General features: G+C 30.1%; 27 protein-coding genes. All 27 read left to right on the plus strand.

The window, feature by feature from the left end; all coding sequences use genetic code 11:
* Positions 1-52 precede the first annotated feature (52 nt).
* The 27 genes from H8S10_RS12535 (at position 53) to H8S10_RS12645 (ending at position 25625) form a co-directional block, all read left to right on the plus strand.
* Positions 53-1138, plus strand: a complete 1086-nt coding sequence (locus H8S10_RS12535; protein WP_186839105.1) for an HRDC domain-containing protein — start codon at positions 53-55, stop codon at positions 1136-1138.
* A gap of 298 nt (positions 1139-1436) precedes the next feature.
* Positions 1437-2222, plus strand: coding sequence for an SDR family oxidoreductase (locus tag H8S10_RS12540; RefSeq protein WP_243175876.1), 786 nt, complete (start codon positions 1437-1439; stop codon positions 2220-2222).
* A 23-nt stretch (positions 2223-2245) separates the two neighbouring features.
* Positions 2246-3238 carry an AraC family transcriptional regulator gene (locus H8S10_RS12545; protein ID WP_186839106.1) on the plus strand — a complete coding sequence of 331 codons (993 nt, stop codon included), beginning with the start codon at positions 2246-2248 and terminating at the stop codon, positions 3236-3238.
* 29 nt (positions 3239-3267) lie between these two features.
* Entirely contained in the window at positions 3268-3741 is a 474-nt protein-coding gene (locus H8S10_RS12550) for a flavodoxin (RefSeq protein ID WP_055266236.1), read from the plus strand.
* A 252-nt stretch (positions 3742-3993) separates the two neighbouring features.
* Positions 3994-7167: a DEAD/DEAH box helicase gene (locus tag H8S10_RS12555; protein ID WP_186839107.1), complete on the plus strand. Its 3174-nt coding sequence runs from the start codon at positions 3994-3996 to the stop codon at positions 7165-7167.
* A 301-nt stretch (positions 7168-7468) separates the two neighbouring features.
* Positions 7469-8122, plus strand: coding sequence for a FusB/FusC family EF-G-binding protein (locus H8S10_RS12560; protein ID WP_186839108.1), 654 nt, complete (start codon positions 7469-7471; stop codon positions 8120-8122).
* An 86-nt stretch (positions 8123-8208) separates the two neighbouring features.
* Positions 8209-8583 carry a (deoxy)nucleoside triphosphate pyrophosphohydrolase gene (locus H8S10_RS12565; RefSeq protein ID WP_055266230.1) on the plus strand — a complete coding sequence of 125 codons (375 nt, stop codon included), beginning with the start codon at positions 8209-8211 and terminating at the stop codon, positions 8581-8583.
* A gap of 117 nt (positions 8584-8700) precedes the next feature.
* Positions 8701-9051 (plus strand): hypothetical protein, encoded by a 351-nt coding sequence (locus H8S10_RS12570; RefSeq protein WP_055266228.1) that lies wholly within the window; start codon positions 8701-8703, stop codon positions 9049-9051.
* 269 nt (positions 9052-9320) lie between these two features.
* Positions 9321-11147, plus strand: a complete 1827-nt coding sequence (locus tag H8S10_RS12575) for a beta-glucoside-specific PTS transporter subunit IIABC (protein WP_186839109.1) — start codon at positions 9321-9323, stop codon at positions 11145-11147.
* A gap of 11 nt (positions 11148-11158) precedes the next feature.
* On the plus strand, positions 11159-11683 hold the full coding sequence (locus H8S10_RS12580; protein ID WP_186839110.1) for a nitroreductase family protein: 525 nt from the start codon (positions 11159-11161) through the stop codon (positions 11681-11683).
* Between the two features lie 116 nt (positions 11684-11799).
* Positions 11800-12555: a MurR/RpiR family transcriptional regulator gene (locus tag H8S10_RS12585; protein WP_186839111.1), complete on the plus strand. Its 756-nt coding sequence runs from the start codon at positions 11800-11802 to the stop codon at positions 12553-12555.
* 89 nt (positions 12556-12644) lie between these two features.
* Positions 12645-12956 (plus strand): TIGR04076 family protein, encoded by a 312-nt coding sequence (locus tag H8S10_RS12590; protein ID WP_186839112.1) that lies wholly within the window; start codon positions 12645-12647, stop codon positions 12954-12956.
* Between the two features lie 6 nt (positions 12957-12962).
* Entirely contained in the window at positions 12963-13619 is a 657-nt protein-coding gene (locus H8S10_RS12595) for an NAD(P)H-binding protein (protein ID WP_186839113.1), read from the plus strand.
* A gap of 1 nt (position 13620) precedes the next feature.
* A complete protein-coding gene (locus tag H8S10_RS12600; RefSeq protein WP_186839114.1) occupies positions 13621-15045 on the plus strand; it encodes a 6-phospho-beta-glucosidase in 1425 nt (474 codons plus the stop codon).
* A gap of 221 nt (positions 15046-15266) precedes the next feature.
* On the plus strand, positions 15267-16067 hold the full coding sequence (locus tag H8S10_RS12605; protein WP_186839115.1) for a Cof-type HAD-IIB family hydrolase: 801 nt from the start codon (positions 15267-15269) through the stop codon (positions 16065-16067).
* Positions 16068-16338: 271 nt separating this feature from the next.
* On the plus strand, positions 16339-16743 hold the full coding sequence (locus H8S10_RS18155; protein ID WP_243175877.1) for a hypothetical protein: 405 nt from the start codon (positions 16339-16341) through the stop codon (positions 16741-16743).
* A 39-nt stretch (positions 16744-16782) separates the two neighbouring features.
* Positions 16783-17034 carry a glycoside hydrolase family 3 N-terminal domain-containing protein gene (locus tag H8S10_RS18160; RefSeq protein WP_347707680.1) on the plus strand — a complete coding sequence of 84 codons (252 nt, stop codon included), beginning with the start codon at positions 16783-16785 and terminating at the stop codon, positions 17032-17034.
* Positions 16982-17584 carry a hypothetical protein gene (locus tag H8S10_RS18165; RefSeq protein WP_243175878.1) on the plus strand — a complete coding sequence of 201 codons (603 nt, stop codon included), beginning with the start codon at positions 16982-16984 and terminating at the stop codon, positions 17582-17584. Before H8S10_RS18160 ends, H8S10_RS18165 begins: the two co-directional genes overlap by 53 nt.
* A 10-nt stretch (positions 17585-17594) precedes the next feature.
* Complete coding sequence (locus tag H8S10_RS18170; protein WP_243175879.1) at positions 17595-17849, plus strand: glycoside hydrolase family 3 C-terminal domain-containing protein; 255 nt, start codon at positions 17595-17597, stop codon at positions 17847-17849.
* Between the two features lie 158 nt (positions 17850-18007).
* Positions 18008-18295 carry a glycoside hydrolase family 3 C-terminal domain-containing protein gene (locus H8S10_RS18175; RefSeq protein WP_243175880.1) on the plus strand — a complete coding sequence of 96 codons (288 nt, stop codon included), beginning with the start codon at positions 18008-18010 and terminating at the stop codon, positions 18293-18295.
* A 200-nt stretch (positions 18296-18495) separates the two neighbouring features.
* Entirely contained in the window at positions 18496-19986 is a 1491-nt protein-coding gene (locus H8S10_RS12615; RefSeq protein WP_186839116.1) for a PTS transporter subunit EIIC, read from the plus strand.
* Positions 19987-20002: 16 nt separating this feature from the next.
* The gene (locus H8S10_RS12620) at positions 20003-20647 is read left to right on the plus strand and encodes an N-acetylmannosamine-6-phosphate 2-epimerase (RefSeq protein ID WP_186839117.1); all 645 of its coding nucleotides are present in this window, start codon (positions 20003-20005) and stop codon (positions 20645-20647) included.
* 94 nt (positions 20648-20741) lie between these two features.
* Complete coding sequence (locus H8S10_RS12625; RefSeq protein ID WP_032117849.1) at positions 20742-21545, plus strand: MurR/RpiR family transcriptional regulator; 804 nt, start codon at positions 20742-20744, stop codon at positions 21543-21545.
* Positions 21546-21582: 37 nt separating this feature from the next.
* On the plus strand, positions 21583-21957 hold the full coding sequence (locus tag H8S10_RS12630) for a (deoxy)nucleoside triphosphate pyrophosphohydrolase (protein WP_186839118.1): 375 nt from the start codon (positions 21583-21585) through the stop codon (positions 21955-21957).
* Positions 21958-22057: 100 nt separating this feature from the next.
* Entirely contained in the window at positions 22058-22858 is an 801-nt protein-coding gene (locus H8S10_RS12635; RefSeq protein ID WP_186839119.1) for a MerR family transcriptional regulator, read from the plus strand.
* A gap of 124 nt (positions 22859-22982) precedes the next feature.
* Positions 22983-25094, plus strand: a complete 2112-nt coding sequence (locus tag H8S10_RS12640) for an FAD-dependent oxidoreductase (protein ID WP_186839120.1) — start codon at positions 22983-22985, stop codon at positions 25092-25094.
* A gap of 195 nt (positions 25095-25289) precedes the next feature.
* Positions 25290-25625: a hypothetical protein gene (locus tag H8S10_RS12645; RefSeq protein ID WP_186839121.1), complete on the plus strand. Its 336-nt coding sequence runs from the start codon at positions 25290-25292 to the stop codon at positions 25623-25625.
* The last annotated feature ends 194 nt before the right edge of the window (positions 25626-25819 follow it).

A 25819-nucleotide genomic window follows, 5' to 3' on the forward strand; every position in this document is an offset into this window, starting at 1 on the left:
AAATACAAAATATGTTACAATATAAAATGAAAGAGTGGGAGGTAATTAAAGTATGGCAATATTTAAAAATTTATTAGGAATAAGAGAAATTAAATCACCTGTTTTTTATAAAGAATTCATAGATGAAAATAGACAATTAATTGATTTGATAGAATTAAGAGATAAGGTTAAATCTAATAAAAGAGAATACATTGAAAGAGACATAGCCTTTTTAAAGAATGGGGTACAAGGTGAAAAAAATGTTTATTTTGAACTTAAAAATTCATTTATTCCAATGATATGCTTACATGATGTAAGAATACAGGATAATGATTATGTATCACAGCTTGATTTTGTAGTAATTACAGCACAATTTATTATGATATTAGAAACGAAAAAGCTTAATGGCGATATATACATAAATGAATCCGGAGATTTCATTAGATACATAAAAAATAAAGATGGCAAAGTAATCAAAAAGGAAGGGATTTATAGCCCTATAACTCAAAATGATAGACACATAAGAATAGTAAAGAATATGCTTATAAAAAATGGGTTGATTAAAAAATTACCTGTAATATCTGGAGTGGTAATAGCTAATCCAAAGAGCATAGTTAATAAAACTAAAGCTCCGGCGAAAGTTAAGAATGAAATGTTTAGATACGATCAATTAATAGAGGTATTAAAAAAGAAGATTAATTATTATAGTAATGATTTTAATATGTTTGAAGATAAAATGAAGGATATTGGAGAGTTTTTCATAATAAACAATAAATCTATTAGCTATGACTATAATAAAAAGTATTCTTTAACTGAAGAAGATTTCATGGAACAAAATATTGAAAAAGAAATAGAAGAAAAAATTCTAGAAGAAATTTATGATGAAAAAGGTATCGATGAAGTAGAAACGCCTGTATTAGAGGAAGTAAAAGAAAAAGTTAAGTCATATGAAGAAGTGTTTAATGCATTAAAAGAATATAGATTAAATAAATCTAGGGAAGAAAAGGTTAAGCCATACTTTATATATAATAATGAGATGGTGGAAGAAATAATAAAACTAAAACCGGAAGCTAAAGAAGATCTTATTTCAATTAAAGGATTTGGACCAGTAAAGATAGAAAAGTACGGACAGGATATAGTTGATATAATTAGAGGATAATAAATTAGTATGGAGATATAAGATGATTTGCCTCCACCATAGAACCCACTAAAATCAATATAGGTTTTAGTAGGTTATTTTAATGCAATAAATTCTTATTGATAATTATTTTTTTATTTAACAAAGTGAATTTAAGATTAATTAAACGTATAGAAGGTATTGAAGTTATTTAAAATAATAATGATTATTTTTTATGTGGCACAGATTGAATAATTATTGGCGCAAAATGATGTTAAAAAATATTTTGTAGTTTGTATAATTAAGTCATCAATTGAAACTTAAATTTAGGGAGGAAATTATGATGAAAAATAAAATTGCACTTATTACAGGAGCATCAAGTGGGATTGGAAAAGAATTTGTAAAGTTACACGCAGCTAGGGGAGGAGACTTAGTAATTGTTGCAAGAAGCAAGGATAAGCTAAATGAATTAAAAAAAGATCTTGAGAATAAATACAATATAAAGGTAATGGTTATTGTAAAAGATTTATCATTAAGTAATGCAGCTCAGGAGATTTATGATGAAGTGAAAGCTGCTAATATAACAATAGATTACTTAATTAATAATGCTGGATTTGGTGGTAGAGGTGAGTTCCATGTACGTTCTATGGAGCAAGATATTAAAATGATTCAAGTAAATGTTATTACTCTTACAAGATTAACTAAATTGTTTTTACCTGATTTTGTTAAGCGTGGGGATGGTAGAATATTAAATGTTTCTTCTACGGCTGCAATTATGCCAGGTCCATTACAATCGGTTTATTATGCTACAAAGGCATATGTAACTTCATTTAGTAATGCTGTATGGCAAGAAATTAAAGGTACTGGTGTAACTATTACTACATTAATGCCAGGTGCGATGGATACAGGTTTTGCTAAAGCATCAGATATGAGTAATACTCCCTTATTTTCAAAGACTGTTAGTCCAGTTGATGTTGCAAAAGATGGCTATGAAGGTATGTTAAAAGGAAAATTAAATGTAATTTCAGGAGTGTCGCTACTTCAAAGAATGTTTTTAGCATTGACTCCATTTACACCTAAAAAAATAATGATGAAACAAATTTATGAAATGCAGAAGGAAAAATAATAAAATAGAATGGAGTATCTTTTATGAATCGTTTTATTATTGATGGTAGGTATGGTTCACTTATTTCATCAGTAGGGTTGCCTTTACGTGAAATATTAATAAAATCAGGGTTGCCAGAGGATTTATTTAGTAGAAAGAATATAAGATTAACACAAGATGAATACTTTCGTTTTATGGAAAGCATTGGTGAAGTAATGCCTGATGAAAGTAAACTAATAAAAATTGCAACTGCAGAAGGTATTGAAACTTTTTCTCCACCTATTTTTGCAGCTTTTTGTAGCAAAAATGCTCAGACTTGCATAGAGCGTTTAGCACAGTATAAGAAGCTTATTGGGCCTATGATTTTTATTATAAGAAAAGAAGAAAAGAGCTTTACAGTAGAATTATCAACAGAAGAAAAGTATCATAAAATACCTTTATTTTTGGAAGTTTCAGAGTTTGTTTTTTTGATTAATTTAATTAGGATAGCAACTAAAGAGAATATAATTCCATTGAAAATAACATTGCAGAATTCAATTAATAATAAGGTGTTAGAAAAATATTTTGGGTGTAAGATTAATAAAGGGAATAAAAGTACTTTGACTTTATCATTTAATGATTCTCTTAAACCATTTGTTAGTGAGAATGAAGTAATGTGGGATTATTTTGAGCCGGAGCTTAAGCGAAGATTGTCTGAGTTAGAAGTAGAAGATTCGTTTGGAGCAAGAGTAAGGAGTTCACTAATAGAGTTATTGCCTATAGGTTGTAGTAATATTGAAGATGTAGCATTAAAACTTGGAATGAGTAAAAGAACTCTTCAACGGAAATTGACAGAAGAAAAAACAACATTTCAAAAGCAATTAAATCATACACGTGAATTATTAGCTAAGAACTATATAAAAAATACTGACATGATAAGTGATGATATTGCCTTTTTATTAGGATACCAAGATTTGAATTCATTCTTAAGGGCATTTCAAACTTGGACAGGTATGACTATTACTGAATATAAAAAATCTTTGCAGAAAAAAATTTAATGTGTATTTTAAGAAAGTAGGATGAAGATATGAAAAAGCTTGTAGTATATTATTCACATGATGGAAGTACAAAGTTTGTTGCAGAAACAATATCAAAAATAATAGAAGCAGATATTATGGAACTCATACCGGAAGAAAATATAAATATAACTGGGATAATGAAAATCTCCTGGGGGATACGGCAACTTTTTATACATCCGAAACCTAAATTGTTAAGGAATAATATAAATCCGTCTGATTATGATTTGATTGTAATAGGTACTCCAGTTTGGTCTTATACATTTTCGCCACCTATAAGAACTTTTTTTAATGAATATAAATTATCAGGAAAAAAAGTTGCTATCTTTTGTTGCCATGGAGGACAGAAAGGAAAAACAATAGAGAAAATGAAAGAATCTTTAAATGGGAATGTAATTATTGGAGAAAATGATTTTTTAGAACCATTAAAATATAGAAGAGAAGAAAACTTGAAAAAAATTATAGGCTGGGCTAATAATATATAAAAGTAACAGGGCAATAATAACTTTTATTATGTTGTTATTTATAGCAATAGTTTAATAAATTCAATTCTTGGAGCTAAAATGTTATATTTTTTACAACTAAAGAATTGAACTCAATATAGAATGCAAAAAAGTTTATGAATAGATAATTGGTGGATTTTAAGAGGCATTATTTACATATCAAATTAGACTATACGCTACATTCCTGATAAAATTTAATTAACTAATTATTTTAAGAAGAAAGAGGTGAAGTTATTGAAGCAAGGCTTATATGAACAAGTCATAAATCAAGAAATATTAGAACAATTAAATTCTTTAGATCAAGATAAATTTATTATAAATAGATCAGGTCTAGATAAAGAAGAAGCTAAGGCTATTCTTTCTCAATACATAGCTCAAGTTATAAGAAAATCTCTTAATTATATTAGAGATAAGGAAAAAGAGGATGGAGATAAGCTTTTAAAGCAGATAGAAGCTTGTAATGAGATAATTGACATATTAAGTAAGGTGTCAAATGAAGAAGATATTAAGAAATATAACATAGATGAAAATGGGGAGATGCTAACAGCTCTTTATTCTAGAGTTAATAATAAAAAAGCATTATCTGAGAAGAGTGTTGTTAGGCCTATAACTCCTTTATCTCAAAGTTCTCTTTTTACAGGAGCATCTTTAGAGCCTAATATGTTGAGTGAGTTAAATAAAGAGATAGTGTCTTGTGATTCTATAGATCTTTTAGTTTCTTTTGTTAAGTGGAGTGGCATAAGGTGTATTATTGAAAGTCTTAGGGAGGCAACGGACAATGGTAAGAAGCTTAGGATAATAACTACATCTTATATGGGAGCTACTGATTTAAAGGCCATTCAGGAGTTAAGTGAATTACAAAATACAGAGATTAAAATATCTTATGACACAGATAGGACAAGACTTCATGCTAAGGCATATATGTTTAAAAGAGATACTGGTTTTACTACTGCTTATATAGGTTCTTCTAACCTTTCTAATGCTGCATTAACTTCAGGATTAGAATGGAATATTAAGATTACTGAGCAAGATTCCTTTGATATTATAAAGAAGTTTGAAGCTACCTTTGAAAGCTATTGGAATGATGCAGAGTTTGTATCTTATAGAGGAACAGATGATGATATAAGAAGACTTAAGATATCCTTAAAAAATGAGAGAATTGATGAAAGACAAAATGAAGAGTTTAAATTTTCTTTTGATATAAGACCATATTCTTACCAAAAGGAAATATTAGAAAAACTTCAAGTTGAAAGAAAAATACATAATAAGTATAGAAACTTAGTTATTGCAGCAACTGGTGTTGGAAAAACTGTAATTTCAGCTTTTGATTATAAGAATTTCCGTAAAGAAAATAGAGGAAAGTCTAATAAGTTATTGTTTGTTGCTCATCGTGAAGAAATATTAAAGCAAAGTATGGATACCTTTAGATGGATATTAAAAGATAATAACTTTGGTGAGCTGATGGTAGGTGGAAGAGCACCAGAAAGTTTGGAGCATTTATTCGTATCTATTCAAAGTTTAAATAGTAGAAATTTATGTGAAGTAACATCTAAAGATTACTACGATTTTATTATTGTAGATGAATTCCATCATGCTGCTGCACCATCTTATCAAAGGCTATTGAGTTATTATGAACCAAAAGTTTTATTAGGCTTAACTGCTACTCCAGAAAGAGGAGATAGTAAAGATGTATTTAATTATTTTGAAGATAGGATTTCTGCTGAGATAAGATTGCCAGAAGCGATAGATAGAAAGCTTTTAAGTCCATTCCAATATTTTTGTGTTACAGATACAGTTGACTTAAGTAAGCTTAAATGGAGTAGAAAAGGTTATGAGATAAGAGAACTAGATAATCTTTATACTAATAACGATATTAGATCAAATATGATTATAACAAGTATAAATAAATATGTTACAGATATGAATTCTGTTATTGGATTAGGTTTCTGTGCTGGGGTTGAACATGCTATTTACATGGCTAATTATTTTAATAATAATGGTATTCCATCAATTGCTCTTCATGGTAAAAGTTCTGATGAAGAAAGAAATGATGCTAAGAGAAAGCTTGTAAATGGAGAAATAAAGTTCATATTTGTTGTGGATCTTTATAATGAAGGTGTAGATATTCCAGAAGTTAATACAATTCTTTTCTTAAGACCTACAGAAAGCTTAACAGTATTTTTACAGCAGTTAGGAAGAGGGCTTAGATTAAGTGAAAATAAAGAATGTCTAACAGTTTTAGACTTTGTAGGTCAAGCTCATAAGAATTATAACTTTGAAGAAAAGTTTAGGGCTCTTGTAGGAAGAACAAGTAATTCAATTAAGAAATATATAGAAGATGGATTTTTAACATTACCTAAAGGATGCTATATTCAATTAGAAAAACAAGCTAAAGAATATATTTTAAGAAATATTAAATCAGCATCTAATACTAAGAATAATTTAATTAGTAAGTTAAAAACATTCCAAGGAGATACTGGCCTAGAATTAACGTTAGAAAATTTCTTAACATATAATCATCTATCTTTAATAGATTTCTATGGAAAATCAGGAGATAGAAGTTTTGCAAGATTATCTGTACTAGCTGGGGTAAGAGAAGAGTTTAATGATGTAGATGAAAATGAAATAACTAAAAAGCTAAAAAATATATTCTTTATTAACTCAAGAAGATTTATTGAATTTATTAGAAGAGTCATAAAAGAATATAATAATATTTCAGATGTAGACTTTAATGAGAAAGAGAGATTAATGCTAAATATGATGTATTATACTTTCTATAATAATGCTCCTGATAAAGAAGGATTGTTATCATTAAGAGAGGGGATTAATAAACTTCTTAATAATAAAGTTATGATGAATGAAGTATTTGAAATACTAACTTACAATTACAATCATATTGATTTTGTGGATAAAGAAGTAGATTTAGGGTTTACTTGTCCTTTAGATTTACATTGCGATTATTCAAGAGATACGATTATGGCTGCTCTTGGATACTTTAATGAAGATAAAAAGCCTGCTTTTAGAGAAGGTGTTAAGTATTTTGAAGATAAGAAATTAGATATATTTTTCATTACTTTAAATAAATCAGATAAAGACTTTTCTCCATCAACATTATATGAAGACTATGCTATCAATGAAAAGTTATTCCATTGGCAAAGTCAAAGTACTACATCAGTAGAAAGCATAACAGGACAAAGATATATAAAACATTTATCTAGAGGAAATAAGGTTGCTTTATTTGTAAGAGAGCATAAAAATAAAGATGGTATAACATCTCCGTATACTTATCTTGGAACTTGTGAGTATAGGAGCCATCAAGGAAGTAAACCAATAAGCTTTGTCTGGGAGCTTCATGAAGAAATTCCACCATCAATGATAAATAAGGCAAATAAAACGATAATAATATAATAGTATTAAAGATGAATATAAGTACTAGTATAAGAGAGCAAGTATTTATAAATAAGAAATAGGTGATATAATTATTTTATATATAGGAGGTGGTTAGCATGAAAGGATATAAGACTTTCAGATTTAAATCAGTTTGCTCCTTGCAAGGACTACAACAAAGTCAGCTATACTTTGTCTGGAGCTTAAATAACTAATTAATTAGCTGAAAATTTAAATTAAGATTTTGGAAAAAATATAAATGATTTTTTGTATTCTTTGCTTTGATTTTTTTAGTATTTTAAAGTTAAGGAGTAATAAAAGAATGAATGAGTTTATAAAGAAACAAGAATATAATTATATAAAAAGATGTATGGGTGATTTAAATAGCGGACTTAGAAATTGTGTGGATAAAAATGTTGTTGATGCTATAAGGATATGTTGTCAGGATAAGATTTTATCTCATTTTAATGATTTATCAGATGAGCAAAAGAAGGTTCTTGATATTAGCAATATTACTGATCCATTACTTATTGAGCCTTATTTAAAAGAGATTAATCAGTATGTATATGGTATGCCAAAGCTATCATCAGCAGAGGTTATTAAAGTTTTTAAGAAAGAAAAGAAGCTAAAATTACCTAATTTAAATATAGAAGAATCTAAGCTTGTATACTTAGGCTGGATTGATGAATCAACTAGAAAGCTACTAATTACTTATAAGTTAGATGGGAAGCTATTTGGGATGGCTTGTAGACTTCCTAAAACAAGTAATAAGGGAACTAATATATGTGCTTTATGTAATCACATCGGTTCAGAAAGTGAAGTTGAATTTGTATCTCCAATATGTAAACAGACTAGTGAAGATGATTATAAATCACTTGGATTTTATGTATGCTTAGATAGCAATGAATGTAATGAAAGAATAGAGTCAGTAGAAAAACTTGAAGAACTTATAAAGACTGTAAATAGAATTAAATAATTTGAGAGAAAGCATATCAGAAAATTTAGGCTGATATGCTTTTATTAGAGTAAGTATAAAAAATACAAAAGTAAGGTGGTAATAAGATGATTAAGGTAGTAGCAGCAATACTTCAAAATGATGATAAAATACTTATAGCAAAGAAGAAGGAAGGTAAACCACTTGCTGGCTTTTATGAATTTCCAGGTGGAAAGGTTGAAGAGGGGGAAAATCCTGAGGATAGCCTTGTTCGTGAACTTATGGAAGAGATGAGTATAAAAGTTACTGTTAAAGATTATGTTGGTAAGAGTATATATGATTATGGTAATGGTAAAGTTATTGAATTATTAGGTTATACTGCAGAAATAATTGAAGGCGACATTGTTCTTACTGACCATGATGAATATAGATGGGTAACTTTAGAAGAAGTATGTAATTATAATATTGCACCTGCAGATATACCGTTAATAAGTAAGATATAAATTTTTATAAAATATAATGATAGATAAGTTAGAGGAATTTGTTCAGATTTAGCATCATTAGCTGATAGTAAAGTAGATGAGTATAAGGCACCAGAAAATGAGCAAACTGTACAAATTATGTCAGTTAATCCTGATGGAACACCAGGCATGACTACTATACATGCATGGAAGTATGAAATAAATGAAAATGGTAATGATACGGTTACAATTGAATTAACAGATGGGCAAAATGCTCAAAATTTAATTAAGGATGGAGCTAGAGGGTCAATTTTAGTTGATAATAATGGATTCCAATTAATACATCTTAAAACTATTAACGTAGAAACTCTTGAATATACTGACGAAAATTATGAAAATGGATTATTTAACTCAGCGTATACAGGTGCAGATAATAAATTATCTGAATATAACATTACTTTAGAAGTAATGGTAATTGAAAAAGCACCAACAATAATGTTTACACACTAATAATTATAAAAATTTAAGCAGAATTAATGTAAGCTATAAATTATTTGTAAAGTTGTATCTAAATTTACTTAGATACAACTTTTTTGATTAATTATATAAGACTTCATGTAAGTAATAAAAAGATATTAGAAAGAAATAGAGTTAAAATCACTAAGTTTCTAAAAAGGAAACTTTTATAAAAACGTATTCATAGCGTGATATATTTTAAGCATGGAAAATAGTTAAAGGTACTTAACACAAAAATATATCGTTAAAATTAGGAGGAAATTATGGGGAAATATGAAGGTTTAGTTAAAGACATAATTAAAAATGTCGGTGGAAAAGGAAATATAAATAGCTTATCACATTGCGTAACAAGATTAAGATTTGTATTAAATGATGAGTCAAAAGCAAATGATGATGTACTTAAAAATATGGATGGAGTTGTTACAGTAATAAAATCAGCTGGACAATATCAAGTAGTTATAGGTAACCATGTACCAGATGTTTATAAAGAGGTATGTGCTCAAGCAGGAATATCAGGAGGAGCACCATCACAAGATGGACCGAAGATTTCATTTAAAGATAAAATTTTTGATACAATAACAGGAATATTTATGCCATCAATAGCAGTAATGACTGCAGTAGGTATGCTTAAGGGATTCTTAGCTTTAGCAGTATTCTTAGGTTGGATGAGTGATACAACAGGCATTTATACATTAATATATAATATTTCGGATGCACTATTCTTATTTATGCCAGTAGTAATCGGATATACGTCAGCTAATAAATTTGGAATGGACCCTATGGTTGGTTTAGCAATTGGAGCAGCATTAATGTATCCAGGTTTACAAAATGTAGATTTAGATATTTTTGGACGTATTATTAATGTAAGTTATACGGGAACAGTATTACCAATTATCGTAACTAATATTGTTGCAGCGTTCTTATATAAAAAGTTAAACAAAGTAATACCAGATGTAGTAAAGACTTTCTTTACACCATTAATTGTTATTGTTATATGTGCACCATTAGGATTTTTAGCTATAGGACCAGCAGCTAACGCTATTGCAGACTGGCTATTAAACGTAATTATGAGTATTTATTCATTTAGTCCAATAGTTGCAGGTTTAGTACTAGGTGGATTATGGCAAGTAATGATAATGTTTGGCGTTCATACAATTTTCGCTATTACAGCAATTATTACATTAATGTCAAGTAACCCAACACCAATTTTTGCATTAATTTTTACAGTTTCATTTGCTCAAACAGCAACAGTATTTGCAATTTGGCTAAAGACAAAGAATAAAAAGTTAAAATCAATTGCATTACCAGCATGGATTTCAGGCATATTTGGTGTTACAGAACCAGCTATATACGGTGTAACATTACCAAGGGTTAAGCAATTCGTTATTTCTTGTATAGGTGGTGCTTTAGGGGGAGCTTATATAGGAGCAGTTGGAATATTACATTGGCAAATGGCTGGAATGGGGATATTCGCTATTCCAGGATTCATTCAAGTAGGTGGAGACACAGGAAGAATTTTAGTTCATGTAGGAATTTCTTTAGCAATATCTATGGGATTCTCATTTGTTGCTACAATGCTTACATTTAAAGATGAAAAAGTAAAAGAAGAAGTTATAGGAAAGAAAGAATTAAACGGTGAAGAAAATATTTCAGCACCAATTCAAGGAAAAGTTATTGCTTTAAGCAAGGTTGAAGATGAAGCATTTGCAGGTGGACTTTTAGGTAGTGGGGTAGCTATTATTCCAACAGTTGGTGAATTAAAGGCGCCTTTTGATGGAGAAATAACAACATTATTCCCAACATTACATGCTATTGGAATAACAGGTGATAATGGAATAGAAATGTTAATTCACATAGGATTTGATACAGTTAAGTTAAATGGAAAGCCATTTACTGCAAAAGTTAAACAAGGCGATCATGTTAAAAAAGGGGATTTATTAGTAACATTTGATATAGAAGAAATTAAAGCAGCAGGTTGTGGAATTACAACACCAATTATTATAACTAACACAGCAAATTATTTAGATGTAGTACCAAAGGATATTGAAGAAGCTAAGTTTGGTGACAACATCATTACAGTATTAAATTAAGTGGAGGACATATGGAATTAATAGATATTATGTCTAAGAGATACTCTTGCCGTTCATTTAGTGATAAAAAAATATCTAGAGAAGATTTAGAGCTAATTTTAAAAAGTGGATATTTAGCACCTGTAGGTAAAGGGCAGTATGACCAACTTTTGATTACAGTTATTGAAAATAAAGATTTACTAAATGAATTTGATAAGGTAGGTTCTACTTTCTTTGGTGGAGAAATTAAACATCCAACATATTCTGCTAATACAATTTTATTAGTAAGTGCAAAGAAATGTGAAAATGAATTAGTTCATTACTGTAATGCCAGCTGTATTATAGAAAATATGATTTTAATGGCTACGAATTTAAGAATTCAAAGTGTATATCTTTTAGGAGCTATCGAAGCAGTAAAAAATGATCTGGAATTTTGTAAAAAGCTTGGGTTAGCAGATGAATATTTTCCAGTTGCAGCTATGGCATTAGGGTATGATTCTTCAGGGATAAAGGATATAGCAAAAAGTAATAAAATAAAAACAAGCTACCACTTATAAACTTTAAATAAAATATCTATAAGAATAAAGTGTCAATCGTCAGTAAGATTGGCACTTTGTTTTTATAAGTAAACTTTTCATGCATTATGATATAATCATTAATGAGGTGGGGAATTATGTTAATGAATAAAATTAATAATATATTAAATACAACTTATACTAATGACACTTATCATTCTATATGTAAATATATAAAAGATAATATTTTAGAAATTCAGAATATGTCTATAGATGAAATAGCTGAAGGGTGCTTTGTTTCTAAATCAATGATTAGTAAGTTTACAAAAAAGTTAGGATATGAAACCTTTAAGGATTTTAAATATGATTGTGAAATTCATTGTGATTTAATAAAATATATGCCAACTACAGAGTATAAATCAAACAATTTAAGAGAAAATGTAATTGAAACCATGGATTTAATTACTAATGCTTTTAGAAATGCAGCTAATAAAATAGATTATGAAGCATTGGATAGTTTAATTGAAGATATAGAGAAATGTTCTTGTGTTGTAGCAGTAGGGCATGGTGCTTCGAAGAATGTATGTGAAAGTCTTCAGTTTTATTTGGATTATATGAATAAACCTGTAATGATTGCTGATACTGACTTTACTCGTGAGGCGTTAGTTGAAGAAAAGGCTATAATACTACTAATAAGTGCTAATGGAAATATATTTAAGCATGATAGAAGATTGATTAATAAAATAAATAGCTTAAAGCAGAAGAAATGGCTTCTTACTTGTAATAGTAATATAGATACAAATACAATAGATAATATTGTTGTAATACCATCAAAGGATAAAGCTATAAATGATATGTTAACTATGTTTATGGTAAAAGTTATTGCAAATAGATTAAAGCATATAAAGAAGTAAAGTTCACGATTTGTGAACTTTACTTCTTTTATTGTATTTCTAGGGTATAGTTTAATTAAGAAATGATATTAAAAGTTTTGGGAGGTATTATGAGAAAAGTAAAAATAAAAGTATTAAAAGCTACATGTAATAAAGAATTAGCAAAACAATATGGACATGATGATAACTATACTTCTTGCCCAGTATTACAAGAGGGACAAGAATTTTATACAACAGGTATATTTGGTAATGATATTCCAGCAGGCTTTTGTCATATGGCTTGGCAAGCACTAGTGATGCCAGTAAATGTATTAATTGGTGGTGGAAAGGTTTTAGGATTTGATGATGTACATATAGCTTGTTGTACAGATGGATTAAGACCAGTTATTTTTGAATTAAGTGCTGTTGAGGAAGAGAGGTAGAAAAATATGAAATTAGTAGTGATAGGTGCTAATGGGAATTTAGGAAGCAGAGTAGTAAAGCAAGCTTTAAATAGAGGGCATGAAGTAAAGTCAATTGCATATATGAGCAATGGAAACTGTGAAGGAACTGAGGTTGTAGATAAGAATTTATTTGAAATGACTCAAGAGGATTTAGGTGAAGCTGAGGTTATTATAAGTGCTTTTGGTGGTGGATTTAAGGCAGATCCAGTAATAAATAAGGAAGCTTATGAAAAATACATTGAATTATTAGATGGAACTAATAAAAAGATAATTGCAATTGCAGGTGCAGGAAGTCTTTATACTGATTCAACTCACAGTATGAGAGAATACGAAGTACCAGGATATTCAGCAACCTTAGCTGGTATATCAAGAAATATTAGATTAGGTGTAGATAAGATAAAAGAAAGAACTGACTTAAATTGGACAGCGGTTTGTCCTTCAAGAAAGTTTGATTTAGAAGGTCCACATACTAATAACTACATTGTAGGAACTGATGAAGAAATTATCTACAACGAAGATGGAAATAGTTATGTAACTTATGAAGATTTAGCAACAGCTATGTTAGATATAGCAGAAAAAGATTTATATAATAGACAAGTTGTAACTATTGCTACAGTTACAGTGAAAGAGGAGGAAGCTTAAGATGGGATTTCCAAGTGATTTTTTATGGGGTGGAGCTACTGCAGCTAACCAATGTGAAGGAGCATATGATTTAGATGGAAGAGGTTTAGCAAATGTTGATGTACAGCCTCATGGAAGAGAACGTTTCTTAGTATCAAAAGGTGATAGACATATGTTAGAACTTGAAGAAGGATATTACTATCCAGCTTTAGAAGCTATCGATTTTTATCATAATTATAAGGAAGATATAAAACTATTTGCTGAAATGGGATTTAAAGTTTTTAGAATGTCCATTGGATGGTCAAGAATTTTTCCGAATGGTGATGAAACTGAACCTAATGAATTAGGGTTACAATTTTATGAAAATTTATTCAAAGAATGTAAGAAATATAATATAGAGCCATTAGTTACAATTACGCATTTTGATTGTCCTATCCATTTAACAAAAGTTTATGGGGGATGGAGAAGTAGGAAGATGGTTACTTTCTATGAAAGATTAGTAACTGTATTATTTAATCGTTATAAAGGATTAGTAAAATATTGGCTTACATTTAATGAAATAAATATGTTATTACATTTACCTTTTACAGGAGCAGGTATTTTATTAGAGGAAGGTGAAAATAAGGTCCAATTACTATTTACAGCAGCTCATCATCAATTAGTTGCAAGTGCTTTAGCAACTAAGATAGCTCATGAAGTTGATCCAGATATGAAAATAGGTTGTATGTTAGCAGCTGGAAATACTTATCCTAATACACCAAATCCAAATGATATATGGAAATCTATGAATAAGGATAGAGAAAACTATTTCTTTATAGATGTTCAAGCAAGAGGAGCTTATCCAAGATATGCATTGAAGGAAATGGAAAGAAAAGGTGTAGTTCTACCACTTGAAGAGGGTGATTTACAACTTCTTAAAGAAAATACAGTAGATTTTGTATCATTTAGTTATTATTCTTCAAGACTTACTAGTGCTGATCCTGAAGTTAATAAATATACAGAAGGAAATGTATTCCCAACATTAAGAAATCCTTATTTAAAAGCAAGTGAATGGGGATGGCAAATTGACCCACTAGGATTAAGAATAACTTTAAATAGTATTTATGACCGTTATCAAAAGCCAATGTTCATTGTAGAGAATGGCTTAGGTGCTAAAGATGAATTGATAGATGGAACTGTTAATGATGATTATAGGATTGAATATTTAAGAGAGCACATTAAGGCTATGAAGGATGCCATTGATATAGATGGTGTTGAGTTAATGGGATACACAGCTTGGGGATGTATAGATTTAATTAGTGCATCAACTGGTGAGATGTCAAAGCGTTATGGATTTATTTATGTTGATAGAGATGATTTAGGAAATGGAACATTAAAGCGTTATAAAAAGAAAAGCTTTAATTGGTACAAAAAAGTTATAGAAAGTAATGGAGAAGATTTAACATAGTTTACTTAATAAGCCTAAGTGTTAGTATAGCTAATACTTGGGCTTAATCTATTTTAGTAATAGATTATGGGTTTATTATTATCATAGGTTTAAAGGGCTTTATAGATAAAGTTAAAGGGATTATATGAAGATTTTCAAATTAAGAAATAATATGTAAATTTTGTATGCTATATTATAAATAAGTATAATATGAAAAAAATTATAGGTGGGGATGAAAATAAATGAGTAAGAAAATAGCCTTTTTTGATATTGATGGAACTATGGTTAATGTACCAAATGGATTACTACATCCAACAAAAGAAACAATACGTGTGTTAAATGAATTTAAAAAACAAGGAAACTATATTGTAGTTGCAACTGCAAGAGGAGCAGCTCCAGAGAGTATAAAAGATATTGATTTTAATGGATACATCTGTAATGATGGACATTATATTGTTTTTAATAATGAAATTTTAGTTGATGATATTTTTACTTGTGATGAGATACAAAGGCAAATTGATACATATTTAAAGTTTGATGGACGTTTCATGTTTGGTGGACATGTTGATACATGGAATAGTTTTTTAGATGATTCTCTTGTTATTGAGCATCGTCAAATGTTTTCAGGAACAAGTGAAAGACCAATAGGAATTATAGAAGAGTTTAAAGCAAGTGATGTTGAAGCGGTATCTTGCTGTGTATTATTTGATAGCATTGAAAAACTTGAAGCTTGTTATGATGAGTTAAAGGATAGTTTTACAATAGTACCTTATCGTACTGGATTGATTAGAATGGATGTGTATCGTGAAGGGTTTACTAAAGGGACTGCTTGCGAGTATTTATATAAAAAATTAGAGATTGAAAAAGAAAACAGTTATGCCTTTGGTGATGGCATTAACGATAAAGAAATGTTAGAGCTTGTAGGTCATGGTATAGCTATGGGAAATGGTTTAGAAGAAATTAAGAAAATTGCACATTATGTAACAGATACTGTAGATAATGATGGGATTGCCAAGGCGTTTAAAAGATATTTTAATATTTAGTTAGTTTTTTATAGTATTAGATTTACTTATAGAGAGGAAGAGGAAAATAAAGCATACAAAAAGTAATTTAGATGAATTTACAGTATATAAAAATGATAACGGTGTTGAAATTGCTGTAAAGGATTGTGGAATATTAGAGGTCGATGGATATGCTTTTAAGAATTTATCCAAAAGTGATAAATTATTACCATATGGGGATTGGAGATTATCAGCTGAGGATAGAGCGAATGATTTAGCATCAAGATTAAGTGTTGATGAAATAGCAGGTCTTATGCTGTATTCATCTCATCAATTAGTTCCTGCAAGACCTATGGGACCTTTTGTTTCTCATTATGATGGAAAGTTATATGAGGAAGGAGTAACTGTACCATACTCTTTAACTGATGAACAAAAGAAATTTCTTAAAGAAGATAATATAAGACATTTTCTACAAATGAAAGTTGATAATGCAGAGGTTTCTGCAAGATGGAGTAATGAACTTCAAGCATTGGCAGAAGCACAGCCATGGGGAATTCCTGTAAATATATCAACAGACCCTAGACATGGAGGTAGTGCTAGTGGTGCAGAGTTCAAGAATTCAGGGTCTGATGTATCTAAGTGGCCTGAAGGACTTGGAATGGATGCAACATTCTCACCAGATCTATGTAAAAGATTTGCAGAAGTTGCATCTAAATAGTACAGAGCACTAGGGATTACTACTGCTTTAGGACCTCAAATTGATTTAGCAACAGAGCCAAGATGGATGAGATATGAAGATACTTTTGGGGAAGATAAAAATCTTGCTATAAATATGAGCAAAGCTTTCTGTGATGGAATGCAAACTACAGAAGGAGTTGAAAATGGATTGGGAAAAGATAGCGTTGTAACTATGGCTAAGCATTGGCCAGGAGGAGGAACAGGGGAAGCAGGTAGAGATGCCCACTATGCTTATGGGAAATATGCTGTTTATCCAGGAAAGAATTTTTGAAAATCACAAAGATGTATTTGTTAATGGCGCATTAAAGTTAGATGGTCCTACAAAGAAAGCTACATCTATAATGCCTTATTATACTATTTCTTGGAATCAAGATATTAAGAATGGTAAAAATGAAGGTAACTCTTATAATGAATATATTATAAATGATCTATTAAGAGGTGAATGTGATTACGATGGCGTTCTTTGTACTGATTGGGGAATAACAGGTGATCCAGATTCAAAAATAGATTCTTTTGGAAGTAGATGCTTTGGAGTAGAAGAGTTAACTGAAGCTGAAAGACATCTACAAATAATATTAAATGGTGTTGACCAATTTGGAGGAAATAATAGTAAAGAACCTATTATAGAGGCAGATAAAATTGGTTCTGAGAAATATGGTGAAGATTTTATGAGAAAGAGAATGGAGCAATCTGCTAGAAGACTTTTAACTAATATCTTCAGATTAGGACTTTTTGAAAATCCATTTTTAAATCCAGAAGAAAGCAAAAAATATCGTTGGCTCAAGAGAATTTGTAGAAGAAGGATTAGAAGCTCAACGTAAATCTATAGTAATGCTTAAAAATAAGGATAATGTATTACCGTTAAAGAAAGGAATAAAAGTATATATTCCAGATAGATATATAAAAGCTAAGAAGAACTTCTTTAGAATGATGGATAGTGAAAAACACATAACACCTGTAAATGAAGATATGTCAAAAGGATATTTTGAAATAGTTAAGGACCCTAAGTTTGCAGATGTGGCTATGGTATTTGTAGAAAGTCCATTAACTGATGGATATCTAGAAGATAAGGGATATTTACTATAAGCTTTCAATATAGACATTATACAGCGACTCTTGCTAGAAAGACAAGTATTGCAGGTGGAGATTTTAGAGAAAAGGATAGTAATAGAAGTTATTATAATAAAACAAACTCTGCATACAATGAAAGTGATTTAGACAATATTTTAGAAGCTAAAAAGCTGATGGGAGATAAACCAGTAATAGTATCTATGACACTTCATAATCCAACAGTTGTTTCTGAATTTGAAGAAGTGGTCGATGGAATTATTATAGATTTTGGAGTTGGAAGAAAAGCATTATTTGATATAGTATTTGAAGACACAAAACCCGAAGGACGTTTACCAATAATTATGCCAAAGAATATGGAAACTATAGAGCTTCATAATGAAGACATCTTTGATGATATTGAAGCTTATACTGATTCAGAAGGTAATACTTATACTTTTGGATATGGATTAAGTTATAAATAAGTAATAATATAAATTGATTTTAGATATATTAAGTCTCTAAAAATGAGGATTAATATATTTTTTTTGTTATAAAAAATAATTTTCAAAAATACTATTGAAAGAAAATTATTTTCATGATAAGATGTAAACATCTTCAGGAAATAGTTTTCTTAGAGGTGAACAAATTAAAAATTATTTTCACAAAATAGGGGGGAACATAAGTGTTTAAACAATTACAAAAGATAGGTAAATCATTTATGCTACCAATAGCAATATTACCAGCAGCAGGTTTATTGCTTGGTATTGGTGGAGCATTATCAAATCCAAATACGGTACAAGCGTATCCGTTTTTAGATATACCTTGGTTACAAGGAATATTTCAAGTTATGTCTTCAGCAGGGGATGTAGTATTTGGAAATTTAGCATTAATAATGTGTATAGGGCTAGCAGTTGGGTTAGCTAAGAAGGATAAAGGTACAGCAGGCTTAGCAGGTGCAGTAGCTTTCTTAGTAATGAATGCATCTATTAAAGGTATGATAAATGCATTTAATCCAGCAGTAGGATCAATTGATACTGGAGTAGTTGGTGCTATAGTAATAGGATCAGTGGTAGCATATCTACATAATAAATATAGCAATATTCAATTACCATCTGTTTTAGGATTCTTTGGTGGTTCAAGATTTGTGCCAATAGTATCTTCATTTACAGCAATCTTTATTGGTGCAGTATTCTTTATGATATGGCCAACATTCCAAAACTGGTTAGTAATGATAGGTAATGGAATAGCTAGTCTAGGACCAATAGGAACATTCCTTTATGGATTCTTATTAAGATTAACTGGAGCAGTAGGATTACATCATATGATATACCCATTATTCTGGTATTCAGAATTAGGTGGAGTTGCTCAAGTTGCAGGGCAAACTGTAGTAGGAGCACAAAATATATTCTTTGCTCAATTAGCAGACCCTAATCATGTAGGATTATTCACAGAAGGAACAAGATTCTTCGCAGGACGTTTTGCAACAATGATGTTCGGACTTCCAGCAACTTGTTTAGCAATGTATCATTGTGTACCAAAGGAAAAGAGAAATTTAGTTGGTGGTTTATTCTTAGGAGCTGCAATAACTTCATTTGTTACTGGTATAACTGAACCAATAGAGTTCATGTTCTTATTCGTAGCACCATGGTTATATGTAGTACATGCTTTCTTCGATGGTTTATCATTCTTCCTAGCTGATATATTAAATATATCAATAGGTAATACTTTCTCAGGTGGATTAATTGACTTCACATTATTTGGAGTTCTTCAAGGAAATGATAAGACAAACTGGATATATGTATTATTAATAGGTGCTGTATGGGCAGTATTATATTATGTTACATTTAGATTCTTAATAACTAAGTTCAATGTTATGACTCCAGGTAGAGAGGCAGAAGGTGAAGAAGTTAAGGTAGTTACAAAAGATAGTATGAACGAAACAGCAGCTGAAGTTTTAAAAGCTTTAGGTGGTAAAGAAAATATAGATGATGTTGATGCTTGTATAACAAGATTAAGAGTTGCAGTAAGAGATGTTTCAAAGGTTGACAAGGAAAGAATTAAAGCTTTAGGAGCAACTGCAGTATTAGAAGTAAAAGGTGGAGTACAAGCTATCTTTGGAGCAATGGCAGATCCATTAAAACAAAAGATTAATGAAATAATGGGTCAAGAATAATTAAGAGGTGATTTTAATGAATAGAGGATTAATAGTATCATGTCAAGCGCTAGAAAATGAGCCACTTCATAGCTCATTCATAATGAGTAGAATGGCAGTAGCTGCAAAACAAGGTGGAGCAGTAGGGATTCGTGCAAATAGTGTTGAAGATATAAAGGCTATAAAAGAAGCAGTTGATCTACCGGTAATAGGAATAATAAAAATTGATTATCCTGATATGGTACCGTATATTACTCCTACTATGACAGAAGTTGATGCATTAGTAAGCACAGGAGTAGACGTAATAGCAGTAGACGCAACAATAAATCAAGATATAGAATTTTTAAAAGAAATATTTATAAAGTATCCAAACCAAAAGTTTATGGCTGATATTTCAACTGTGGAAGAGGGAATTAGAGCAGGAGAATTAGGATTCCATTACGTAGGTACAACTTTAGTTGGATACACAGAGCAATCAAAGGGAATAAATAACTTTGATGTTTTAGAAGAATTAATAAAAAATTGTAAAGCAAAGATTGTAGCAGAAGGAAACTTTGATACTCCTGAAAAAGCTAGATTAGCTTTAGAAAAGGGAGCATATACAGTTGTTGTTGGGGGAGCTATAACAAGACCACAGCTAATAACTAAGAAGTTTAATGACGAAATAATTAAGGCTTTATAAAATAGCTAAGGAGATAGGGTGAAAACTCTATCTCTTTTATTTTTCTTAAATAAATTATATAATTAGAATCAAATACAAATGTGGAGGATATCTCGTGGAGATTTTATGTGAAATACAAAAAAGATACAATGAGTTTTCTGATAAGGAAAAGGCGATTGCTGATTATATAATGCAATATAAAGAAGTTATAAAAAATGCTAATATAACAGATTTGGCAAAGACTATAGGTACATCAGGATCTACTATAACTAGATTTGCTAAAAAAATCGGGTGTGAAAGCTTTGTAGATTTAAAAATAAAATTAAGTGCCAGCAAAAAAGAGAGTGATAATAATATAGACCAAAATGATGTATTTTCATATGTTTATCAATATTATAATGAAGCTATTGAAAGAACAAAATATTTAATAGATAAAGAAACTATATTTAATATAGTTAAAGAAATAAAAAAGGCTAGGAATATATACATATATGGTGTTGGAAGTTCAGGATTAACAGCTGATGAAATGATGCAAAGGTTACTAAGAATGGGCTTTAATACATTAAGCATATCAGACTCACATATGATGATAATTAATAGTTCTATAGTTTCTGAGAAAGATTTAGTTATAGGTTTATCAATAGGGGGAGAAACTAAAGAGGTTGTTCAGGCCCTTAGAGTTTGCAAGGAAAATGAAGCTAAAGTAATTGCTATAACAAGCTTTGAAGGAAGTTCTATAACAAAATATTCAGATATAAATCTCATGGTATATAACCCTAAATTTATAGATAAAAATAGATTTATTAATAGTCAATTTTCAGTTATGTACGTTTTAGATTTAATTTCAATGGTTCTATTAAAAGACGAAAACTTAAGAGAGAAAATGCAAATAACTATTGATGCAATAATAAAAGAGTAATTATTTAACAAAAGTATTATGTGTAAGGGTGAGTTATATGATAAAGGTAGTAGCAGCAATACTAGAAAAAGAAGATAAGATACTTATAGCTAAAAAGAGAGAAGGAAAGCCTCTAGCAGGTCTATGGGAATTTCCAGGTGGGAAGATTGAAGAAGGTGAAACGCCAGAAGAAAGTCTTATTCGTGAGCTTATGGAAGAGATGAATATAAAGGTCAGAGTTAATGAGTATGTTGGAGAGAGTATATATGATTATGGCGATGGTAAAGTTATTTCTTTAAAAGGTTTTACTGCAGAGATTATTGAAGGTGATATTAAGCTTACTGACCATGATGAATATAAATGGATTACTTTAGAAGAAATATGTAATTATAGGATTGCGCCTGCAGATATACCGCTAATAAGTAAGATATAATTCTTTTATAAAATATGATAGCGATAGTAGATAAATACTTTAAGATGATGATTTTTTATAATTAAAAACTTACATATAGTATGAGGGTTATGGGAGGATTATGTTATATAAAGTAGGAGAATTAGCAGAATTGTTTGGAATAAGTCCTCAAACAATTCATCATTATGAAAAATTAGGACTTATTGAACCTAAAAGAGATGGGGGAAATAGATATAGGTATTTTGATGAGTATGATTTTCAAAAGTTAGGAACTATTAAGAAGTTAAGGAATGCAGGATTTCCTTTGAAGGATAGCGCATCAGTTTATCATAAGCAGAATGAACAAGATATATATTGGCAGTATAAACAAAGAAGAAGAGAAGTGATGGAAGAAATAGAGCATCAGCTTAAATTAGTGGAACAACTTGATTTTTACATAGATAAGTTAGATGAGTTAAATAATGGAGAAGACAGCTTTAAAGTATGTGAAATGGATAGTTTTTATAGATATAACGTTACAAAAGAAAAAGAGGGAATAATACTAACTAAGAAGATGATAGAAGAGTGTACAGAGTGGTATCAAAACCTTTTTTTTACTACTACATCAATTATGTTTAATTTCAAGGATGAAGTATTTGGTAATTATTCTGTTGGAGTTATAGCAGAGAAGAAAATATTTAATAGGTTTATTACTGCAAAAAGTGATGATATTAGTGAGATAGAAAGGGGCCTATTTGCTGTTAAACTTTTCAAGTATTTTAACAATATTGATATTGATAATATGCAAAGTGAATGTTTGAAATTCTTAAGAACAACTAATTATGAATTGCGAGCAAATCCATTTACACGGCTTATTAGCACATGTAAGGACCAAGATGACAATAAAGTTAATGTAGTTGAACTTATATTACCAATAAAATAAGTGTATAAATATTGTTAAAAAAATATCTTGACCTTCATATTGATTGAGACCTTAGAATTTATATTGTGAAAAGCACTATATTATGTGAGTGTATAAATAATGTTTTAACTTAGGGGGAAAAGATATGAAGAGAAAATTAATTACTAGTATTTTAATCGTTAGTATTATTATGTCTTTAGTATCATGTACAAACAATTCTAGTAGTCAAACAGGAGGACAACTTAAAGCAGGTGAATATACAGGCACCGCTAATGGATTTGGTGGAGAGATAAAAGCTGTAGTAACAGTTGCTGAAGGAAAAATTACTGATGTTGTTCTTACTGGAGATAAGGAGACTAAAGAAATAGGTGGAGCTGCATTAGATCAGTTACAAAAGGCTATTATAGAGAAAAATAGTGCAGATATTGAAGTTGTTTCAGGAGCAACTATAACATCCAATGCAGTTATTGATGCTATAAATTTAGCATTAAATAATGCTAAGGGAATAGAAACAGAAGAAAGTACCGTTAAAGATGGAAAATATCTAACAAAGGCAATGGGACATGAGGATTATATATACGTTACAACAATGTTTAAAGATGGTGCTATAGTAAGCTGTGAAGTAACATCTCATGAGGAAACTATGGGGATAGGTAACTATGCAACTGCAAGGATGCCGAAGAAAATTGTTGAAAGCCAAAGTTTGAATGCTGATGCTGTATCAGGCGCAACTGTATCTTCAAATGCAGTAAAGGCTGCTGTAACTCAAGCTATAAAGGATGCAGGAGGCAGTGTAGCTACTTTTCAAAAAGAAGTTGAACAAGCACCTCTTAGTACTGAAGTTGTTGAAGAAAAATATGATGTAATAGTTGTTGGAGCAGGAACAGCAGGGCTTATTACAGCAAATAGATTAGCTGAAGAAGGAAAAAATGTAATAGTATTTGAAAAGATGGATATTCCGGGTGGTTCTATGGCAACTACATATAGTGGAATAATGAATTCTTATTCAGAACTTGGTAAAAACTATGGTCTTGGCAGAGAACAAGAGAGTGCTAGTTGGAATAAAGAATTGCTTATGCCTGTATTTGAAAATTATATAAATGAAGAATACGATAGATTTGATAAAGCACAACCATACCAAAATGTTATGATGGATGCATCAGGAAAAGTTGTAGACTGGTTACATGATATGGGAGTTGGATTTGCTTCAATGGGTAACTTTGAAGGTGGATTACAATATGGATTTACACCATATCTTGCACCTGGTTGTTATCAAGGGGGAGCAGGATATGCATTAATGTTTTTAGCTCAAAGACTTGAACAAAGAGAGACTAAGGTTGTATATTCTACACCAGTAACTGAATTAACAACAAATGAAAATGGTGATGTAACAGGAGTTATTGCAAAAGGTAAAGACGGTAAGACATGGAATATAACTGCTGATGCTGTTGTAATGGCAACAGGTGGATTTGCTTCTAACCAAGAAATGATTGAAGAATATTATCCACAATATGCTAAGTATAAGTTTAATAGTGTTGCAGCAAGTACTGGAGAAGGAATTAAAATGGCGGAAGAGGCTGGAGCAGCGATAGAGTGCATGGGGCGTCCGTTAGGAGCATTTATGTCTGAATATGGATCAAACTATGAATTAGCATTTATGCACAGTTCTACCCCTGGAATAATAGTAAATGTAAATGGTGATCAGTTTGGAAATATAATGAAGAGTAATCACAAAACATTGGCTGAAGCGCTTGTAGATCCCAAAAATGGAGAAACATTCTACTATGTATTTGATGATTCAGCGGCAGAGTCAACCAAAGATTTTGATGCCTATGGACTTTCATATAAATCAATTTTTGAAAGAGATCAAGTTAAGAGATATGATTCTGTAGCTGATGCTGCAAAGGAATTAAACCTTCCAAATCTTGAAGAAACAATCAAGAAAAACAATGAATTAGCTCTTGCAGGAGAAGCTGATGAATTTGGAAGAAAAGGGTTACCTTATATTGAAACACGTGATGGTATTTGGATGTTAAGAATTATTCCTACATTCTATTTAACTACAGGAGGAGTAGCTATAGATTTAGATGCTAGAGTCCTAAATGAGGAAGGTAAAGCAATAAAAGGACTATATGCAGCAGGTGATGTAACAGGCTCTATTGAAGAGAAAGATGGTAAGGAATATGGTAATGGATTTGATGCTGCGTTAACTTATGGATATGTTGTTGCAGATACAATTATAGAAGATTTAAAATAAAACACATTAAAAGTAATAAGAATACTTAGTATCTTATTGCTTTTTTATTTTGATAGGTTAGAGGAGTTTTTAACGATAACAATTAATAATGTAATTAAGAGTCAAATAATAATTAATAATAAATGAATAATAATTTATAATACCTCATATCGATGTTATATATAGTGATTAGTTTAAAATATTAGGGGGAAAAATATGGGGTTACTAAATTTAGGATTAGCTTTAGGATCAGGAATAGCTTTAGTAGGAGGAGTAGGCTGGTTAAAAAGGAAATTGCTAATAGTATTTAGAAGATGGGACAAACTAGGATTAGATAAATATAGAATAAAGCGTTACTATAAAGATGGTAATGAAATAGTTATACTTGTAGAAGTGGCTATTGGGGGAAGTGTTAGTGATTTAAAAAACTATACTGGAAAAATAGAAAAGGCTTATGGATGCAAGTGTGAAATTCAGGATATAGAATATAGTAAATATATTACTGTAATATTAAACTATGAAGAATCATTAGAAAGTATAAAAATGTATTAAGGGGCTGTCTCTGAAATGATTTTTAAAATCATTTCAGTAGACGGTCTTTTTATTTTTTATTCATATATTTATATGAAATTATTTCTAAATGAACAAGTTTTTTGACACGACAAATAGGAGGTTATAAACCTCCTATTCTCTGTAAAAATATACCTTTACGCTATTTTCTTTTCATGCAATAATATACCATTTCT

It is taken from the genome of Clostridium sp. NSJ-49, from assembly GCF_014287725.1.
GTDB classification, from domain to species: Bacteria; Bacillota; Clostridia; order Clostridiales; family Clostridiaceae; genus Clostridium; species Clostridium disporicum_B.

What these genes read in the sequence shown, in the direction of transcription:
- H8S10_RS12535 (WP_186839105.1), top strand. Translation starts at nt 53, where the DNA reads ATGGCAATATTTAAAAATTTATTAGGAATAAGAGAAATTAAATCACCT.
- H8S10_RS12540 (WP_243175876.1), top strand. Translation starts at nt 1,437, where the DNA reads ATGATGAAAAATAAAATTGCACTTATTACAGGAGCATCAAGTGGGATT.
- H8S10_RS12545 (WP_186839106.1), top strand. Translation starts at nt 2,246, where the DNA reads ATGAATCGTTTTATTATTGATGGTAGGTATGGTTCACTTATTTCATCA.
- H8S10_RS12550 (WP_055266236.1), top strand. Translation starts at nt 3,268, where the DNA reads ATGAAAAAGCTTGTAGTATATTATTCACATGATGGAAGTACAAAGTTT.
- H8S10_RS12560 (WP_186839108.1), top strand. Translation starts at nt 7,469, where the DNA reads ATGAATGAGTTTATAAAGAAACAAGAATATAATTATATAAAAAGATGT.
- H8S10_RS12565 (WP_055266230.1), top strand. Translation starts at nt 8,209, where the DNA reads ATGATTAAGGTAGTAGCAGCAATACTTCAAAATGATGATAAAATACTT.
- H8S10_RS12570 (WP_055266228.1), top strand. Translation starts at nt 8,701, where the DNA reads ATGTCAGTTAATCCTGATGGAACACCAGGCATGACTACTATACATGCA.
- H8S10_RS12575 (WP_186839109.1), top strand. Translation starts at nt 9,321, where the DNA reads ATGGGGAAATATGAAGGTTTAGTTAAAGACATAATTAAAAATGTCGGT.
- H8S10_RS12580 (WP_186839110.1), top strand. Translation starts at nt 11,159, where the DNA reads ATGGAATTAATAGATATTATGTCTAAGAGATACTCTTGCCGTTCATTT.
- H8S10_RS12585 (WP_186839111.1), top strand. Translation starts at nt 11,800, where the DNA reads ATGTTAATGAATAAAATTAATAATATATTAAATACAACTTATACTAAT.
- H8S10_RS12590 (WP_186839112.1), top strand. Translation starts at nt 12,645, where the DNA reads ATGAGAAAAGTAAAAATAAAAGTATTAAAAGCTACATGTAATAAAGAA.
- H8S10_RS12595 (WP_186839113.1), top strand. Translation starts at nt 12,963, where the DNA reads ATGAAATTAGTAGTGATAGGTGCTAATGGGAATTTAGGAAGCAGAGTA.
- H8S10_RS12600 (WP_186839114.1), top strand. Translation starts at nt 13,621, where the DNA reads ATGGGATTTCCAAGTGATTTTTTATGGGGTGGAGCTACTGCAGCTAAC.
- H8S10_RS12605 (WP_186839115.1), top strand. Translation starts at nt 15,267, where the DNA reads ATGAGTAAGAAAATAGCCTTTTTTGATATTGATGGAACTATGGTTAAT.
- H8S10_RS18155 (WP_243175877.1), top strand. Translation starts at nt 16,339, where the DNA reads ATGCTGTATTCATCTCATCAATTAGTTCCTGCAAGACCTATGGGACCT.
- H8S10_RS18165 (WP_243175878.1), top strand. Translation starts at nt 16,982, where the DNA reads ATGCCCACTATGCTTATGGGAAATATGCTGTTTATCCAGGAAAGAATT.
- H8S10_RS18170 (WP_243175879.1), top strand. Translation starts at nt 17,595, where the DNA reads ATGCTTAAAAATAAGGATAATGTATTACCGTTAAAGAAAGGAATAAAA.
- H8S10_RS18175 (WP_243175880.1), top strand. Translation starts at nt 18,008, where the DNA reads ATGGGAGATAAACCAGTAATAGTATCTATGACACTTCATAATCCAACA.
- H8S10_RS12620 (WP_186839117.1), top strand. Translation starts at nt 20,003, where the DNA reads ATGAATAGAGGATTAATAGTATCATGTCAAGCGCTAGAAAATGAGCCA.
- H8S10_RS12630 (WP_186839118.1), top strand. Translation starts at nt 21,583, where the DNA reads ATGATAAAGGTAGTAGCAGCAATACTAGAAAAAGAAGATAAGATACTT.
- H8S10_RS12635 (WP_186839119.1), top strand. Translation starts at nt 22,058, where the DNA reads ATGTTATATAAAGTAGGAGAATTAGCAGAATTGTTTGGAATAAGTCCT.
- H8S10_RS12640 (WP_186839120.1), top strand. Translation starts at nt 22,983, where the DNA reads ATGAAGAGAAAATTAATTACTAGTATTTTAATCGTTAGTATTATTATG.
- H8S10_RS12645 (WP_186839121.1), top strand. Translation starts at nt 25,290, where the DNA reads ATGGGGTTACTAAATTTAGGATTAGCTTTAGGATCAGGAATAGCTTTA.